Source organism: Kutzneria viridogrisea DSM 43870 (genome assembly GCF_000525635.1).
Lineage (GTDB): Bacteria > Actinomycetota > Actinomycetes > Mycobacteriales > Pseudonocardiaceae > Kutzneria > Kutzneria viridogrisea.
Genome location: NZ_CP007155.1, coordinates 9,426,222 through 9,443,194, shown reverse-complemented (window position 1 = coordinate 9,443,194; position 16,973 = coordinate 9,426,222). Strand labels below are relative to the sequence as shown.

Here is a 16,973-nt window from a genome sequence, read left to right as displayed (position 1 = left end):
GAGTTTCGGCAGCACAGGCAGCATGTGGCCATCGTGCGGACGCCCCGAGTGGACCGTCAACCCCGGTCGGGGCCGCTCCCACGGGCTGGACGCCGTCGACTGCGGGGCGTCACCGATCCACCAGCTGTGAGCTGGGCGTAAAGAGCCCTTCACCTGGATGAACTTCCCAGTGTCCCGCCACGTCACCCCGTCGGCTGGCGTAGCGTCACCCACGGGGTTGCCCCGACGCGCCAGGAGACGTGAACGCTGACGAAAGACGTGGTCAGCGTGCATGATGGCCGTCGAGCAGCTCCTTGTCGCAAGAAAGGACCATGAAGTTGGCTCTGCCCACACTGACCCCCGAGCAGCGCGCGGAAGCGCTGGCGAAGGCCGCTGAGGCCCGCAAGGCCCGCACGGCCCTGCTCGCATCGATCAAGTCCGGCGAGACGACCTTCGCCGAGGTGCTCAAGCGCGCCAAGGAGGACAAGACCGTCGGAAAGACCAAGGTCGCCCAGCTGCTCAAGGCCGTTCCCGGCCTGGGCGCCGTGAAGGTGGCCAAGCTCCTCGAGGAGACCGGCATCGACGTGGACCGCAGGGCCGCCGGGCTCGGTGACCGTCAGCGCCAGGCCCTCCTCGACGCGATCGGCTGAGCACGGTCATGTGCTCGATGACCGATAAAGGTCCGGTAGGCCGATATCGAGTCACTCCGGTCCGGTGGCGCAAGTACGTCACCGGACCGGAGAATTGCCGTTCTCACCAGCTCGGGTAGCGCTGCACCCAGCGGTCCTCGGTGGGTGGGTGGGCACTGAACTCCGTCAGTGCGTCCTCCCCCAGAGTGGTGATTACCTGCCGCAGTTCGAGCCGGTCGAGCCAGTCGGCCGGGATCGATCGCACCCCGTAGAGCGCGCCCGCCAGGTTGCCGCAGATCGCCCCCGTCGAGTCGCTGTCCCCCGAGTGGTTCACCGACACCAGCAGTGCGTCGGCCAGGGTGTCGGTCACCAGCATCGCGTAGACAGCGATCGCCAGCGCCTCCTCACCGATCCAGCCGCCGCCCAGCTCCTCCGCGATGCGCTCGGGGCTGACCCTTCCCTCGTCGGCCAGCCGAACCGCCCGCTCCAGGGCTGCGAGCTGCTCCTCGTGGCCTGCCCAGCGCTGCAACACCCTCGTCAGTGCCGCGATCGCCGCAGGCAGCGAGGACGAGGTGAGCAGACCGTGCACCAGGAAGGCCAGCGCCCCCGCCGAGATATAGCCGGTGGGGTGGCTGTGCGTCAGCGCCGCTGTCGCCGCACCGAGCGAGAACACCTCGACCGGGTCGGCGGACCACAGCGCCGCGGGTGCCGCCCGCATGACGCCACCGCAGCCCTTGGAGTCGTTGATCCGGTTGGTGAACGTGCCTGGTGGACTGCCCGCGGCGAACTTGCGCAGCGCGGACAGGCAGGTATTGCCGGGCGCGGCGACCTCGAACAGGCCCCGTTCGGTGATCAGCCAGCCGTCCGGATGCGGCACTCGCTCAGCGAACGGCCCGCCCGCCTGCGGCCACTCGACGCCCTGCGTGTGCAGCCAGCGCTGGTAGGCGTGCTGCACGATCGGCAGCGGATCTCCTGGTCCGGACACGCGGTCGCGCACGTGTGCCCGGATCAGTCCCTCCAGCGTGAACAAGGTCATCTGCGTGTCGTCGGTGATCAGGCCGCTCGCGCCAGGTCCGGTGACCCCCTCCGGGCCGTGCTGCCCGCGGATCGACTCGATCGAGAGGAACTCGATCGGCGCTCCCAGCGCGTCGCCCACCGCACCGGCCAGCAGGCTGCCCATCACCCGCTCCGACCAGGACGGGGCCTGGCTTGGCACCGGGAACTTCCGATCGGACTCGTCCAGACCGATCGGGAAGTCGTGACGGCTCGGATCGGCCAGTCGCACGCGCTGCTCCTGGGGCACGGCGAGGCTGTCCCGGTGGAACTTGATGATCTTCACCGTGTGGTCCACCGGGGTGCCCGGCGCCCACTCCCACTCGCTGACCGCCATCAGCCCAGCTCCTCCAGTGCGATGTCCCAGCCGCGCATGCTCGGGTAGTACCGCTTGCCGGTGATCCGGAACCGGCACCCCGGTCCGAAGACGACCTCGCCGAAGGCCTCGCCGTCCTGCGAGATGCCACCGATCAGCTTGCCGTTGTGCTTGGCCTCGATCGTGTACCTGACCAGGCCGTCCCCGGTGTAGGCCGGGTTGGCCGAGGTGCTCAGGAAGGTGCGCTCGATGATCGTTTCCCCGGGTACGTACTGACTGGCGATAGCCGCCGCGCGCTCCGGATCGCGGACGCCGAGCACCCTGGTCACGATGCCGGTGTAGGAGGGCAGGCGGCTCAGTGCGGACACGACGTGGTCGATCTGGCTGTTGCCGCTGTCCGGTACTACGTCGACCGGGCGTGGCGGCGGGTCCTGGATCGCCACCGGGGCGGGCACCGGTACGGGGTCGTCCGACAGCGCGGGTGGCGGAGCAGTGACGACCGTGCGTTGCTCGTCAGCTTGAGCCGACACCGCCACGGGCTGGTCGAGATCGACCGCGGTCGACGAGGTCGGCGTCGGCGGTTGTGGTGCGGGCGCGACGATCTGCTGCGCGGTCGCCGTCGACGACGGCTCGTGCGTTGCTGCAACGCTCACGCGTTCGAGCTCCGCGTCGTCATTGCTGGTGAGCTGACGCACTGCGTCACGCGCAGCCTTGGTGACCGCGCTGGCCAAGCTCATCGGCGTGTGGTGTTCGAAGGTGTCCCGGTCGAAGGAGACCTGCCTCAACGCCCCGGTCCCGTCGACGGTCACCGTGACCATCCGGTCCGGCGACTGCGCATGAGCGGTGCGCTCGCCCAGCTCCTGCGTCAGACGCGTGACCTCGGCCAACTGCTGCTGCGAGTTGGCCAGCAGCACTCGCATCGACTCCAGCGTCGCCGCGTTGGCGGCCAAGAGCGCGGCCACCTGTTCGGGGTCGGTCATCCTCTGCCTTTCTCATCCGGCAGGGTGACGCTACCCAGCCAAATCCACCATCGTGGGAATCTTGTCCCAAGTTCCCCGCGGCGCGGCTGTCGAGCTGCCCGAACACGGGGACGTGACGTCTGACACCTGGTGGATCTCTGGCTTGAACGCACTCGTGGGGTGGTCGCATCGCGACCACCCCACGAGGGGAAAACGGGTCTTGGTTCAGTGCAGCGCCGACTTGGCCTGCCACTGGTCCCACGGCACTGCCCAGTCGTAGAAGTCGCCGTCCTCAGGACCCAACTGCTCCGTGGAACCGCTGATCTCCACCGGGTCGCCCGGGATGACCTCGTCGAACACCGTCTTGGCGTTGTCGGGCGCCAGGTTCACACAACCGTGCGAGACGTTGGTGTTGCCCTGCGCCCAGATGCTCGGTGCGTAACCGTGCACGAATTCACCGTTGTTCGAGATGCGCACAGCCCAGGGCACGACCACGTCCTGGTAGTGGTACTTTGGGTTGGTCATCGAGAACGTGGTGCTCTTGGACATCACGACATGGATGCCGCTGTTCGTGACGCGACCCGGGTCGCTGTCGAGCCCGAAACTGGCCGGGTAGTCCGCCGTCACCTGGTTGTTGGTGATCACCTGGAGCCGGTGCGTCTGCGTGTTCCCACGCAGGATGAGCATGCGGCCGATGGTGAACGAGGTGCTGACATCGTCCATGCCGTAGGCGCCGCTGCCGAACGGCGTGCCGTGCAGCTTGGCGGTCACGGTCACCTTCGTACCGGGGACCCAGTAGTTCGTCGGCCGGTAGTGAACGGTCTTGTCGTCCATCCAAGCCCAGGACCCACTGGTCGGGACCGAGGTCTTCACGACGAGTGCCTTCTCGACCGCGGCCTTGTCCCGCACCGGTGAGCTGAAGGTGAGCACGATGGGCATAGCCACGCCCACGGTGTCCCCGTCGGCGATGTTGAGCTGGCCGCTGATCTGGTATGCGGGTTGCACCGTGCTGAACGTGCCCCCCAGCGAGACCTGCTTGCCGTCCGAGCCGACAGCACTACCCGCCCAGGTGTAGCTCCTGCCGTAGCCGAGCGGCTCGGACGCGGTCCAGGTGTGCTTGTCGGCCGCGAGCGTGCCGGCGACGTCCTTGCCCTGCTGGTTGGTGAGGTGGACCTCGGAGATCGCCCCGTCCTTGACCGTCACCTGCACGGCGTCGGCGGGCGAGACGTTCTGCGCCCCGTCGCCGGGGACCTGGGTCACCTTCGCGGGCTGGGACACCGCGGCGGGTGACACCTTCTGCTCGGTCGACTTGGGCGGCGTGGTGCTCGGCGAGGTGCTCGAACTGCACGAGGCCAGCCCGACCGTTGTGACCAGTGCCCCCAACACCACCAGCCAGCGCTGGACTCTCCCGGTCCGCCTCACGGTCACCCCTTCCCCCCGACCTGGTGCTTCTCCACTCAATCGACGCGGCGGGCAACTGCCACGTTGACTACCTCAAACGTGACTTGCGTCACAGTACCGGCGAGTGGTCCCTCTGCGCAGCACCGTACCTCCATCGTCCGACACCGGTGCTCTCGATTAGATCAAGATCAGGAGCCGGACTCCTGGCCCGCGTTGGTGCTCTTGAACAGCACGTGGCTCAGCCCTGTCCTGGTCGCGACCACCATCAGCCGGTCCTTGGGCTCCAACACGTGCGAGGGCGGCGGCTGCCAGTCGACCGTGTCGGTGTTGCGTCGTAGCAGCCCGATGACCCGCACCTCGCCCTGCTCCTCCGCCGCGCGGACGGTGCTGCTGTGCAGCACGGTGCCTGCCTTGATCGGAACCTCCGCGATCAGCAGCACGCGGCGTCCCACCGGGATCGTGCCGATCACCTGGTGCTCCACCATGGCGGCCGCGAAGGCAGGGGCGGCGAGGAAGGACACGCTGCGCGAGACGTCGATGTCGAAGCGCCGTTCCACGAGCTTGGCGAAGTCGTTGTCGAACAGGCGCAGCACCACGAGCAACTCCTCGCGGATCGCTCGTGCCGTCAGAGCTGCTTCCAGGTTCACGATGTCGTGCGAGCTCAGAGTGACCAGCGCCCGGCAGGTACCGATGTAAGCGGACCGCAGCGTGTCCTCGCGGCTGGCGTCTCCGAACACCACCGGCAAGCCGAGCCTGCGGGCCAACGGCACGCCACGTGCATTCTCGTCCTTGTCAACGCACACAAGAGGGACCCCGAGGTCGTGCAGCTGTGCGACCACCCTGGTGCCCACCTGGCCAAGGCCGACCACCACCACGTGGTCGTGGAACGGGCCTGTCGGGTCTCCCGCCGCCGCCAACCGTGCGCTCACCACGGCGTCCACCGCGACCGCGGTGATGATCGGGATGATGGAGATCCCGACTATGGTCACCATGACCTGGGTGATCTTGTTGATGGCGGGCATATCCGGCTGGGGCTGGGCTGCGCCCGCCGCGTCGAGAGCGGTCTCGTAGATCGCGTCCCACCAGGAGTAGCCGCCGAGCGTCGCGAAGGCGATCGTGCCGAGCGTGAGCAGCGAGAACAGCGCCAGCGCCGCGATGCCGACCTTGCGGTTGAACACTGTGCTGAGGTTGCGGCGAACTGAGGCGCCCCACGACCGCCGCCTGGGTTCCCGCTCGATCCGATTGGCCCCGCTCGCGAAGGCGAGCACCAGGTCATCGGAGTGCCGCTCGTGTGGCAGCAACTTCGGGCCGACCGGATCGGTGGTGTCCGCGAGGGTGCAGACCACTCGGTCGGCAGGTACGTCCTCTCGGCGCACGACGTAGAGGGTCCTGCCGGGGACCCTGATGTGCGTGGGGCCCTCTCGTCCGAGCACTGCGGCGACGAAGGACGGCGCGGCCATCGCGGCGTCGGAGAGCACGGCGCAATCGGTGAACAGCGTGCGGATCCGGTGGCCCAGGCTCATGTTGAACACGCGCAGCACCAGGCGCAGATCCGGATTCATGTCCTGGGCCCGCAGTGCGGCGTGGATGTTGCTGACGTCATCCGAGTCGAGCAGGGCGATCGCGCGGGCATTGATCAGCTTGGCTTGCGTGAAGGCCCCGGCATCGAGTTCCGGTGCTTCGATGATCTTTACTTTGCCCAGTTGAGCTATGCGCGGTCCGTGGTTGCGCTGCTTGGACCGGAGGATGACCGTGACGTCCTCGTCGTAGCGCGTGACCAGTTCGTCGATCAGCCTGTAGGCCAACGGACTGTCGCCGCACACCACGAGATGCCGACGCCGTTCGCCCCTGCGCAGTTGAAGCGTTGGCACGAGTTGATCGTAAGTGACCGTCTCGCTCGCCGAGTCCGGTTGAACTCGATATCAGGACGAACTTCTCGCGTCTGCCCTCGGAGCGCCGCTATGGCAGCGGCCTGCCCGTAAAGGCAAGCAGATCAGTACTGGGAGGACTGCTGGCCCTGGGTCTCCCAAGCCAGCCGCTGGGTGATCCACTCCTGCGCCAACGCCAGTGGGGAGGTCTGGTGCCGGGCTGCCAACTCGCGCAGCTGCTCGTTCGCGACCAACGAGAGCCGCAGCTGGTAGACCTGCGCGTTGCCGAATCGTCGGCCCGAGCCCGTGGTCTCGACGTCGCCTTCCGGCGCCAGCGCGGCCAGGTAGTTCTCCAGGTCGTGGTCCGGGGCCGCCTCGACCTGCTGCTCGCGCGCAGGTTCGCGGTGTTTGCCGTTCTTGGCACGTCCAAGGGAGGGAAGAGGCACCCGGATACGATAACGGTTCGGTTGCGACGAGGTGTCGGGTGTGTCCGGCGACACATGTCCCAGTCGTGGAGAGGCCCCCGCGCCAGGGGGAGGAACGCGGGGGCCGGAGGGGATCTCCACAGGCGCTGACCGGGGGTGTGTCAGCCAGCCAATTGTGACATGGGCCGCACCTGCGCGGGAGGGTTTTGGGCGGAAAAACCTCGCAGGATTCACCGCTTGAAAACCAGGTAGCCGGTCCCTGGAATCAAGATCGTTGCGGAGCCTGGCTGAGTGCGGATGCTCCGGACAGGGGTTGTGTCGGAGTGGACTCTGTGGCTAGTGCTGCCCTTTTGGTCTGCCAGGTTCGTCTGCACCGAGCGTGACCGTCACCTGCGCACACTCCGTGTTCGGCAGCGACCACCGCCCAAGTCTGATAGTCGCGAGCTTGTTGCCAACAACTGCCAGAAGTGGGCAAACGCTCACGGTTTCGCGAATGCTGGTCCTGTTTTCGGCCTCACCGAGTGCTTGATTGGAACCCGCGCAACCGAAGGCTGTTCGTCACGACGAACACACTGGAGAACGCCATCGCCGCGCCGGCGAGCATCGGATTCAACAGGCCGAGCGCAGCCAGCGGCAGCCCCGCGACGTTGTAGGCGAACGCCCAGAACAGGTTTCCCTTGATCGTCGCCAGCGTCCTGCGCGACAGCCTGATCGCGTCCGCGGTAGCTCGCAGGTCACCGCGGACCAGCGTGAGATCGCCAGCCTCGATCGCGACGTCAGTGCCGGTCCCCATCGCCAGCCCGAGGTCAGCGGCGGCCAGCGCGGGCGCGTCGTTGACCCCATCGCCGACCATCGCCACCGTGTGGCCCTCGGACTGCAACTTGCGTACCGCTGCGACCTTGTCGGCTGGCAGCACCTCGGCAATCACATCTGCTGGGCTGATGCCCACCTCGGCGGCGACCGCGTTGGCCACCGTGGAGTTGTCGCCGGTGAGCAGCACGGGGCGCAGACCAAGCCCGCGCAGCAGTCGGATCGCCTCGCCGCTGCCCTGCTTCACGGTGTCCGAGACGGCAATCAGGCCCTTGGCCGCGCCGTCCCAGGCAACCGCCACCACTGTGCGTCCGCTCGCCTCTGCCTCTCGTTGGACCGCCGCCAACTCGGCCGGGATCTCGATCGACCAGTCCGCGAGCAGCCGTGGGCGGCCAACCAGCACCGCGGTGCTGTCCACCACACCCACGACGCCGAGTCCCTCGGTGTTGCGGAAGTCCTCCACAGCAGGCAGGGACCCAAGCTCGGACTGCGCACCTGTGGTGATGGCTCGCGCGATGGGGTGCTCCGATGCCTGCTCGACCGCGCCGGCGAAGCTCAGCAGGTCCTGTCGGTCCACACCCGCAACCGGTCGGACCTCGACCAGGGCCATCTGACCTGTCGTCACGGTGCCGGTTTTGTCGAGCACCACGGTGTCGATCTTGCGAGTGGACTCCAGCACCTCGGGGCCCTTCACGAGAATGCCCAGCTGTGCACCACGGCCGGTACCCACCAGCAGGGCTGTCGGTGTCGCGAGCCCGAGCGCGCAGGGGCAGGCGATCACCAGTACGGCGACCGCTGTCGTGACAGCGAACTCCACTGGCTTGCCCGCGACCAGCCAGCCGGCCAGGGTGATCAATGCGAGCGCCAGGACGATCGGGACGAACACCGCCGAGATGCGGTCTGCCAGGCGCTGGACCTCGGCCTTGCCGGTTTGTGCCTGCTCGACCAGCTTGGCCATCTGCGCGAGCTGTGTGTCGGTACCAACCCTGGTTGCGCGAACGACGAGCCGCCCACCGACATTGACGGTGCCGCCGAGCACCCCGTCGCCGACGCCGACCTCCTCCGGAACTGACTCGCCGGTGACCATGGAGCGGTCGATTGCTGAGCTGCCGATCTCGACAGCACCGTCAGTGGCGATCTTCTCGCCGGGGCGCACTACGAAGAGATCGCCGACCACCAATTCAGCCACCGGGATGCGCAGTTCCCTGTCTCCGCGCAGGACCACGACGTCCTTCGCGCCGAGTGCGAGCAGTGCCCGCAGGGCCGCGCCAGCCTTCCGCTTGGAACGTGCCTCCAGCCATCGACCGAGCAACAGGAAGATGGTCACGCCGACGGCTACTTCGAGATAGACGTCAGCTCCGGCTCGCGCGGACGGCGCGATGCTGAACTCGTGGCGCATGCCGACCACACCAGCGCCGCCGAAGACGAGCGCGTAGACGGACCACAGGTATGCGACCGTCACACCCATCGACACCAGGGTGTCCATGGTGGTTGCGCCGTGGCGGAGGTTCACGGCTGCAGCTCGGTGAAACGGCCAACCGCAGACCCAGACCACCGTGGTCGACAGCGCGAGGACGACCCACTGCCACACTGGGAACTGCAGGACCGGCACCATCGAGATCGCCAGCACCGGCGCTCCCAGGAATGCTGCGATGACAAAGCGCAGTCGAAGATCAGTGGTGTGCTCGTCCTCGGCGGACTCTGGCTGGTCTTCGGGCTCGTCGTGTGACCGTGGCGGTGTCGCCTCATACCCTGCGGCCTCGACGATGGAGACCAACTCGTCCACGGTGACGTCTGAGCGGTGTGTGACGGTCGCTCGCTCAGTCGCGAAGTTCACCGTCGCCGACACGCCATCCCGCTTGTTGAGCTTGCGCTCGATGCGCGCAGCGCAGGAGGCACAAGTCATGCCACCGATAGCCAGTTCAACTCGTCCGTGCCCGGCCGGTGACTCCGTGGTCGTCACGATTCGCTCCTCCTGTGCTGCGCTGTGGCGGTCGGTGCTCAGCCAGCGAGCTGGTAGCCAGCCTCATCGACTGCTGCGGACACCTCGTCGGTCGTCAGCTCTCGTTCGCTGGTGACGGTCACCGCGCCCGTGTCGAGGCTCACAGACACGCCCTGCACGCCTGGAACCGCCGACAGCTCCTCGGTCACTGAGCTCACGCAGTGCTGGCAGGTCATGCCGGTGACGGTGTAGGTCGCGGTCACGCTCATCGCGGTTCCCTTCTGAATGGCGCACGGCCAGGTATGTGTGACTGCCGGTGGCGAGGTCAGGACTTGACGAGCCGGGCGATCGCGTCGGCCGCTTCGCGTACCTTCGCCTGCGCTGCCTCGTCGCTGTTGCGAGCCGCATCGACGACGCACCCAGCGAGGTGCTCCTCAAGCAGTTCCAGGGCGAAGGCCTGTAGTGCCTTCGTGGCCGCTGAGACCTGGGTGAGCACGTCGATGCAGTAGACGTCGTCGTTGACCATCCGCTGCAGTCCTCGAACCTGCCCCTCGACACGCCGCAGACGCCGCAAGTGGGCGTCCTTGCGGTGGGCGTAGGGCCACTCATGGCTCGTCTGCTCGTCCGGCATGGTGTCGAATATACCCCTACGGGGTAGTGGTATGTGGCAGTCGTGGTGGGCGCCTCACTTCTAGTGCATCGATTCAGGTCGTGAGCTCGCGGTGGTCCAGGGTGCCTGCGCATAACTCACGGTCACTCTCCGTCGGAGGGGAATCACTCTCCGGGGGGCTGCGGCTGGCTGGGTGCCTCGCTTAGCCTCGCCGCCGAGAGCCGAGTCGGGGAGGCACCATGAGCGGATCTTTAGAGGTCAGGAAGTTCCTCTGGCAACACGACGACGCCATGCCACGTGGTTCCACGGGCGTGCCGGCACAGCGGAACGACGAACCGTCCAGGATCTCGTCGGAGCAGGTCCACCAGGCGCGGCTGGCCGTTGCTCGTGGTGCGCTCGACGTCGAGGACTGCCGTCAGCTTCTCGAGATGCTCGGCTTGGTACCTGGTGAGGACGGAGTTCCGCCGGTACGTCGCTGAAAGCAGGCGTTGGCTGGGGCGGGTGGCCTTTGGGCTTGATGAGCCTGAAGGCTTCCTCGCTCACCGCGTATGCGTCTCATGCTGCGTGCTTGGCGCGTGCGCCACGACTGGCCGCTGCTGCGGGTGCGACGTGCCGGCGAGCGCGCAGCTCGGCGAAGTGGTGGTCGCACAGAGGGAGGACTGAGGCGAAAGCCGTCTCGGAATCGTCCTGCCACCGCAACGTGAAGTGCACCTCGCGCCAGTCTGCGTCCAACGCGCAGAGGTCGTGCACACAGCGTCGAGTCGGCTGACCAGGCTGTGGGGAGTACACCTGTGTGAGACCGAGCCCAATGACGAGTCGCGGCAGGGTTGCTTGATCTGTGCTGCGCCTGGAGGTCGTCAGTTCCAACTCGCCGCACTGCTCGGGGGGCGAGTCGCTCCACAGAGCCGTCCGTGCTGTTGGCACTTGGGCTGGAGCAATTGCCGCGGCACTGGGGTCAACCCCGAGTTGTTGGAACGAGTCAGGCGTCGGCCGCGGGGGAGCGGCGTGCGGCTCGTCCTGCACCTCTGAGGTGGTTGGCGGCTTGGTGGTCAAGCCGTTCTCCTCAACGTGCGCTCGAACGACCCGTTGCAAACGCTCCGGGCCGCTGTGGACCGCCACGTTGGCGATCCAAGCCTGCTCGTGTCGCCGTACCCGGTGCGCGCCGAGGTCCTCTTCTGCGCGGACCACTGTCGCTGCGTGATGCCAGTTGATCTGCCCTGTGCGGAGCGCCCTCGCTGTGTGCGGCAAGGCGTGTTCGAGTCGTTGGGCGTAGTTGGCTAGCTTTACTGCCTCGCGTCCTGCGTAGTGGCAACGCTGTGTGAGGAACTCGGCGGTGGTGCTGTGTCCCGCGATCTCGTGGGCCCTCCGCTCGGTCATCGCCGCGGCAAAGATCACGATCGCCGCCTGTGCCCGATTCGCATGTGCGACCAGGCTCTGCAGGGTGCTTGCGATGGCCTCGTCCGGCAGCGACTCGGGGTTGAGGTTGAGTACGGCGTCCATGGCCTGTGTCAATTGATCAAGGGGTTTCACTTGTCCTCGCTTTCACACTGGTTCTGCGCCTGCGTGGGGCCGCCCGTCACCGAATGGGTGAGTGGACGTACCTGTACCCGTCGAGCTGATCTTGAGCATGTTCCGCGCCTGCGTGTTTGAGCGCCCGGATGCCTGAAATTGTGTGCGTGGACCGCTCCTTGCGTGGAGCCGGTCAGCACTGTGTGTGATTGATGTTTGCCCCGCTGTCCCATATTTGGCCTATCGGTCCCCCTCGTGGGTGATTTGTAGTGGCGACTTTTGTTCGCCGCTCCTGGCGCAACGGGGCTTGTGAACCAGAGCGGGCAGCGGTCACCCTCGGGACAAGGTGTGTCCTACGCCACTCGCTCGAGTGAGGTGCTTGTGGCGGCCCCAGAGGTGGCTCGACCAGGCCCGTCGGCGTCGCACTCTGGAGTGGCTGGCGGCAAAACTGCTGGTGAGGGGCTTGGTGGACCCCCGTTTTGGAAGATGTGGGTGTCGTGTCATATGCTTGTCTCGCTTCCAACGGACAGCCGTTGGAGGGCCCGGTAGCCAAGGTCCCTCTTCGGAGGTTCGGAGGAAACCGAGTCCCCATCGTCTAGCGGCCTAGGACCCCGCCCTTTCAAGGCGGTAGCGCGGGTTCGAATCCCGTTGGGGGCACGAAAAACAGCAAGGCCCAGTGGCGCAGTCGGTTAGCGCGTCGCCCTGTCACGGCGAAGGTCGCGGGTTCGAGTCCCGTCTGGGTCGCAAGGAAATTCCCAGGTATCACCAGGGTTTCCTGGCCAGGTAGCTCAGTTGGTACGAGCGACCGCCTGAAAAGCGGTAGGTCGGCGGTTCGACCCCGCCCCTGGCCACAAGGCTGCGCTTGAGCGTAGTGGCAAGAATCCTTGGGGATTCAAAGTTTTGTAGAATCAGGTAGTGAGGGCCACCGACTGGTGGCCCTCGCTGCTTTTCTGAGGTATGGCATTGTGATGCCGGTGAGTATTTCAACTCGATCTTGATCATCGGCAGGTCACCGCTATGGGTGACTCCTTACGCTGGATTGTTACGTAGGGTTCAAAAATTCCGGTAACTTTTGCGTATCATTCGCACGAAAGGTGTAATGATCACCCGTGTGGGGCGGGACACCTTGGGTTGGTAGAACAGCCCCTGGTGTGCGCAATACCCTTTGCTGTTGAATCAACCGGGTTCATGGCTAGAGCGCCGACGTCATCGGTTCGACTCCCCCCGCTGAGGCGGCCCGTTGGGCTCTGTTCTCATTGTGGCCGAGTCAGCTGATCTTGGGAGACATGCATGCGGGATCGGGTGAGGCAGCTTCGGCGAGGCGTACTCGCGGGATCGGTGTCGATTCCCCGGCCCGCAGGCCCGACTCGTCCGTCTGTGCACGCCACTGGACCTCAGCCGACCAAGTCCCCGATCGCTGGGTGGGAGACGAAGTACCGGGCCGCAGTCCTAGTCGGCGACCTTCTCTCGTCCCTGTTGATCGTGCTGTCGGTCGGCTACACAGTGCGGCACCCCGCTGGGAAGGACGGCTACCCGCCGGTCCTCTTCGCTCTCGCGACGATGGGCTCCGTCGTCGGCTCCCTGATCGTGTGCCGCGCCTGGAGTCCGGTCGTGCTCGGCCAGGGCGCTGAGGAGTTCCGTCGCCTCGGCCGCGCACTGGGCGCAGCCGCCGTCGTGCTGGCGATGGGTTGCCTTGGTGCTGACATCCCTGGCTCTCGCGCCTGGGTCTTCGTCGTCGTGCCAGTCATCGCGTTGGTGCTCTTCCCACAGCGGTACGTACTTCGACAGTTGCTCCACCGTCGCCGCCGAGTGGGACGTTGCCTGCTTCCGGTGATGGTCGCCGGCAGCGCGGACACGGTCTCGGACCTGATCGCTCGTACTCGTCGCGAGCCGCACAACGGGTGGCGGGTCGAGGCCGTCTGCGTGGGTGGCAGGACTGATCAACTCGGCAGGGGCGAGATTGCGGGTGTTCCCGTGGTCGGCCGGCTCGACGAGTTGGCCGACCACGTTCGGCGCGGCGGCTATCGGGTTGTCGCCGTGACACCGGACCCGTACTGGACGCCACGCAGGCTCCAGCGGCTGGCGTGGCAACTCGAAGGGACGTCCACGGAGATGGTCGTCGCACCGGTGCTCATGGAGGTCGCCGGACCCCGCGTTCACGTGACCGGCGTGCTCGGACTGCCGCTGTTGCGCGTCACGGCGCCCACCTTCACCGGGGCGCGTCGAGTGGTCAAGGAGATCGTTGACAGGATCGGTGCGATAGCGCTGCTCACGCTGCTGTCCCCGGTCCTGCTGGGGGTCACCCTCGCGGTGTGGATCAGCGACCGGGGCCCTGCCTTCTATCGGCAGCGCCGGATCGGCAAGGACGGCAAGCCGTTCACGATCCTCAAGTTCAGGACCATGGTGGTCGACGCGGATCGGCGGCGATCGGACTTGGTCGCGGACAACGAGGCGGCCGGTCCGCTGTTCAAGCTGCGACGCGATCCCAGGGTGACCTCGGTGGGGGCAGTGTTGCGCAGGTTCTCCATCGACGAGCTACCCCAGCTGATCAACGTGCTGGCCGGGAAGATGTCGCTGGTCGGGCCTCGTCCGCCGCTACCGGAGGAAGTCGAGAAGTACGGTCCCGACGTGCGCCGCAGACTCCTGGTCAAGCCGGGTTTGACCGGACTGTGGCAGGTCAGTGGCCGCAGTGACCTGCCGTGGGAGGAAGCCGTCAGGCTCGACCTGCGCTACGTGGAGGACTGGTCACTCGCTCTGGACGCGTTGATCATGTGGAAGACAGTTCGGGCAGTCGCCCGCGGCCAGGGAGCGTACTGAGCGTGAAGTGCCGTCTGTGTGGTGCAGCCGACCTGCACAGTGTTGTCGATCTCGGGGCGACGCCGCCCTGCGAGCGGTTCCTGACCGCTGGGCAGCTTGACGAGGTTGAACCGAACTATCCACTCCACCTGCGCGTCTGTGGTGAGTGCATGCTCGCCCAGTTGCCGCCGCTGATCACGCCAGAGGACACGTTTACGGAGTACGCCTACTTCTCCTCGTACTCGTCAAGCTGGGTGGATCACGCCGAACGGTTCGTCGACGAGTCCGTGCGGCGGCTCGGGCTCGGAGCGGATTCATTCGTCGCCGAGGTCGCGAGCAATGACGGCTACCTGCTGCAGCACGTCGTTGCTCGTGGGATCAGGTGCCTGGGCATCGAGCCTGCGGCCAATGTTGGCGCCGTCGCCCGCGATCGGGGTGTGCCCACGTTGACGGCATTCCTGGACGCTGAGGCCGGCGCGAAGGTGCGGGCCGACCACGGTCCTGCGGACCTCGTCGTGGCCAACAACGTGTATGCGCATATCCCGGACGTCATCGGTTTCACGCAGGGGCTGCGGGAACTGGTCGCTGACGACGGGTGGGTGTCGATCGAGGTGCAGCACCTGCTGAGCCTGGTTCGAGACAACCAGTACGACACGATCTATCACGAGCACTTCCAGTACTACACCGTCGCATCTGCTCAGCGTGCGCTGTCGACCGGTGGCCTGACCGTCGTTGATGTCGAAGTCCTACCCACGCACGGCGGGTCGATCAGGGTCTGGGCCAGGCCCGACGCTGCGGCTGGACAGCCGACCGAGCGGTTGCGCGAGGTGCTCGCCGACGAGCAGGCCGCCGGGCTGCACGACCTGTCCGGTCACCAGGGTTTTGGTGAGCGGGTCGCAGGGGTGCGACGTGACCTGCTGAGGTTCCTCATCGCCGCCGCAGATCAGGGCAAAACGGTCATTGGGTACGGTGCTCCAGGCAAGGGCAACACCTTGCTCAACCACTGCGGAATCCGATCGGACCTGGTCAGGTACACGGTTGACCGGAATCCGTACAAGCACGGTCGCTTCACACCGGGCACCAGGATCCCGATCCACGCACCGGAACGCATTGCGCAGGACAGGCCGGACTACGTGCTCGTACTGCCCTGGAACTTGAGGGACGAGTTGGTCGACCAGTTGAAGTACGTGGGCCAGTGGGGTGGGCGGCTGGTCTTTCCCATCCCCGAACTGGAGATCGTCGAGGTGACCCCGTGAAGGTCGTGCTGTTCTGCGGCGGATACGGGATGCGTATGCGCAACGGCACGGCGGACGACATCCCCAAGCCGATGCAGTTGGTCGGTCCGCGCCCCCTGCTGTGGCACGTCATGCGCTACTACGCTCACTTCGGGCACACCGACTTCGTGCTCTGCCTCGGCTACGGCGGGCACCACATCAAGAACTTCTTCCTGGACTACCGGGAGACCGCCTCCAACGACTTCGTGCTGCGTGACGGCCAGGTGCAGCTGCTCTCCACGGACATCAGCGACTGGTCGATCACCTTCGTGCACACGGGGATCAACTCGCCCATCGGAGAGCGGTTGCGCAAGGTGCGCCACCTCGTTCAGGACGAGCAGGTCTTTCTCGCCAACTACGCCGACGTACTGACCGACGCGCCGCTTGACAAGATGGTCGACAGGTTCGAGGCCTCGAACGCGGGCGCGTCGATGATGGTGGTGCCGCCCCAGTCCTCCTTCCACTGCGTGGAGCTCGACGGCAACGACGGAGTGACGGGCATCACGCCTGTGAGCAATCTGCCGCTGTGGGAGAACGGCGGCTACTTCGTGCTCAGACAGGACGTGTTCGAGCACCTGCCTGAGAACGGCGACCTGGTGGAGGACGCCTGCGGAGCGTTGGCGAAGGACGGGCGGCTGATGGCCTACCCGTACCGCGGCTTCTGGCAGCCCGCCGACACGGTCAAGGAACGCGCGGCGCTGGACGCCGCATACAGTTCGGGTGACCGTCCCTGGATGCTCTGGGAGCAGCGATGAAGCACCTGCGACCCGGTCCGGTCCGATCAGTGGCTGTGCTCGGCGCACACTGCGACGACATAGCCATCGGTGCTGGAGGAACGCTGCTGCGCATCTCCACCGCTAACCCGGGCCTGACCGTGCACGCACTGGTGCTGACCGGGGGCGGCACGGCTCGTGCGACCGAGGAGTGGGCAGCTCTGACGGCCTTCTGCCCGGAGGCGAAGGTGGAGCTGACCGTGCTCGACCTGCCCGATGGCAGGATCCCGGCGAACTGGGCGGCGGCGAAGCAAGCTGTTGAGGATTTACGCACCAGAATCGATCCAGATGTGGTGTTCGCGCCGAGCGCTGGCGACGCGCATCAGGACCACCGCGTCCTCGCGGAGCTGGTTCCGACCGCGTTCCGCGACCACCTGGTCCTGGGCTACGAGATCCTCAAGTGGGACGGCGACCTGGGGCAGCCCACCTGCTACTTGCCGCTGACCGAGGAGCTCGCGCGCCGCAAGGTCGCCTTGCTACACGAGCACTACCCGTCTCAGGCGGCTCGCGACTGGTTCGACGACGAGGCGTTCCTCGGGCTCGCACGCCTACGAGGAGTGCAGTGCCGCAGCAGGTATGCCGAAGCGTTCTTCGTGGACAAGTTCGTACTGGATCTCGGTGGGGAGTGA

At 66.4% G+C, this 16,973-nt stretch carries 15 protein-coding genes and 3 tRNA genes; 9 read left to right on the top strand and 9 right to left on the bottom strand.

Translation table 11 applies throughout. The annotated features are described in order from the left end of the window. Positions 1–317 precede the first annotated feature (317 nt). Positions 318–629, top strand: a complete 312-nt coding sequence (mihF, locus tag KALB_RS41530) for an integration host factor, actinobacterial type (RefSeq protein WP_025361590.1) — start codon at positions 318–320, stop codon at positions 627–629. Positions 630–732: 103 nt separating this feature from the next. Here mihF and KALB_RS41525 read toward each other — a convergent pair whose 3' ends face one another. From KALB_RS41525 to KALB_RS41490, 8 genes are all read right to left on the bottom strand, one after another. Continuing rightward, entirely contained in the window at positions 733–1,998 is a 1,266-nt protein-coding gene (locus KALB_RS41525) for an ADP-ribosylglycohydrolase family protein (RefSeq protein ID WP_025361589.1), read from the bottom strand. Next, entirely contained in the window at positions 1,998–2,957 is a 960-nt protein-coding gene (locus tag KALB_RS41520; RefSeq protein WP_025361588.1) for a YbaB/EbfC family nucleoid-associated protein, read from the bottom strand. The genes KALB_RS41525 and KALB_RS41520 overlap by 1 nt, the downstream gene beginning before the upstream one ends. 204 nt (positions 2,958–3,161) lie before the next feature. After that, entirely contained in the window at positions 3,162–4,358 is a 1,197-nt protein-coding gene (locus KALB_RS41515) for a L,D-transpeptidase (RefSeq protein ID WP_035975574.1), read from the bottom strand. A gap of 167 nt (positions 4,359–4,525) precedes the next feature. Continuing rightward, a complete protein-coding gene (locus tag KALB_RS41510) occupies positions 4,526–6,208 on the bottom strand; it encodes a potassium channel protein (RefSeq protein WP_025361586.1) in 1,683 nt (560 codons plus the stop codon). 122 nt (positions 6,209–6,330) lie between these two features. After that, positions 6,331–6,651 carry a hypothetical protein gene (locus tag KALB_RS41505; protein WP_025361585.1) on the bottom strand — a complete coding sequence of 107 codons (321 nt, stop codon included), beginning with the start codon at positions 6,649–6,651 and terminating at the stop codon, positions 6,331–6,333. A 493-nt stretch (positions 6,652–7,144) separates the two neighbouring features. After that, complete coding sequence (locus tag KALB_RS41500) at positions 7,145–9,346, bottom strand: heavy metal translocating P-type ATPase (RefSeq protein ID WP_081789759.1); 2,202 nt, start codon at positions 9,344–9,346, stop codon at positions 7,145–7,147. Positions 9,347–9,441: 95 nt separating this feature from the next. Continuing rightward, entirely contained in the window at positions 9,442–9,651 is a 210-nt protein-coding gene (locus KALB_RS41495; RefSeq protein WP_025361583.1) for a heavy-metal-associated domain-containing protein, read from the bottom strand. A 56-nt stretch (positions 9,652–9,707) separates the two neighbouring features. Next, the gene (locus KALB_RS41490; RefSeq protein ID WP_025361582.1) at positions 9,708–10,013 is read right to left on the bottom strand and encodes a metal-sensitive transcriptional regulator; all 306 of its coding nucleotides are present in this window, start codon (positions 10,011–10,013) and stop codon (positions 9,708–9,710) included. A gap of 218 nt (positions 10,014–10,231) precedes the next feature. Here KALB_RS41490 and KALB_RS46125 point away from each other — a divergent pair, with 218 nt between their 5' ends. Beyond that, the gene (locus KALB_RS46125) at positions 10,232–10,471 is read left to right on the top strand and encodes a hypothetical protein (protein WP_081789758.1); all 240 of its coding nucleotides are present in this window, start codon (positions 10,232–10,234) and stop codon (positions 10,469–10,471) included. Positions 10,472–10,547: 76 nt separating this feature from the next. On the opposite strand, the gene KALB_RS46120 is transcribed toward KALB_RS46125, so the two are convergent. Continuing rightward, a complete protein-coding gene (locus tag KALB_RS46120; protein WP_148309861.1) occupies positions 10,548–11,522 on the bottom strand; it encodes a DUF222 domain-containing protein in 975 nt (324 codons plus the stop codon). 563 nt (positions 11,523–12,085) lie between these two features. Here KALB_RS46120 and KALB_RS41480 point away from each other — a divergent pair. From KALB_RS41480 to KALB_RS41450, 7 genes are all read left to right on the top strand, one after another. Further along, a tRNA-Glu gene (locus KALB_RS41480) sits at positions 12,086–12,158 on the top strand. A gap of 13 nt (positions 12,159–12,171) precedes the next feature. Next, positions 12,172–12,245, top strand: a tRNA-Asp gene (locus tag KALB_RS41475). Positions 12,246–12,278: 33 nt separating this feature from the next. After that, positions 12,279–12,352: transfer RNA gene (locus KALB_RS41470), tRNA-Phe, on the top strand. A 439-nt stretch (positions 12,353–12,791) separates the two neighbouring features. Then, complete coding sequence (locus tag KALB_RS41465; protein ID WP_042221379.1) at positions 12,792–14,318, top strand: sugar transferase; 1,527 nt, start codon at positions 12,792–12,794, stop codon at positions 14,316–14,318. Further along, on the top strand, positions 14,273–15,553 hold the full coding sequence (locus tag KALB_RS41460; RefSeq protein WP_236650131.1) for a class I SAM-dependent methyltransferase: 1,281 nt from the start codon (positions 14,273–14,275) through the stop codon (positions 15,551–15,553). Before KALB_RS41465 ends, KALB_RS41460 begins: the two co-directional genes overlap by 46 nt. Beyond that, entirely contained in the window at positions 15,550–16,326 is a 777-nt protein-coding gene (locus KALB_RS41455; protein ID WP_025361578.1) for a sugar phosphate nucleotidyltransferase, read from the top strand. The genes KALB_RS41460 and KALB_RS41455 overlap by 4 nt, the downstream gene beginning before the upstream one ends. Further along, positions 16,323–16,973, top strand: a complete 651-nt coding sequence (locus KALB_RS41450) for a PIG-L deacetylase family protein (protein WP_025361577.1) — start codon at positions 16,323–16,325, stop codon at positions 16,971–16,973. Before KALB_RS41455 ends, KALB_RS41450 begins: the two co-directional genes overlap by 4 nt.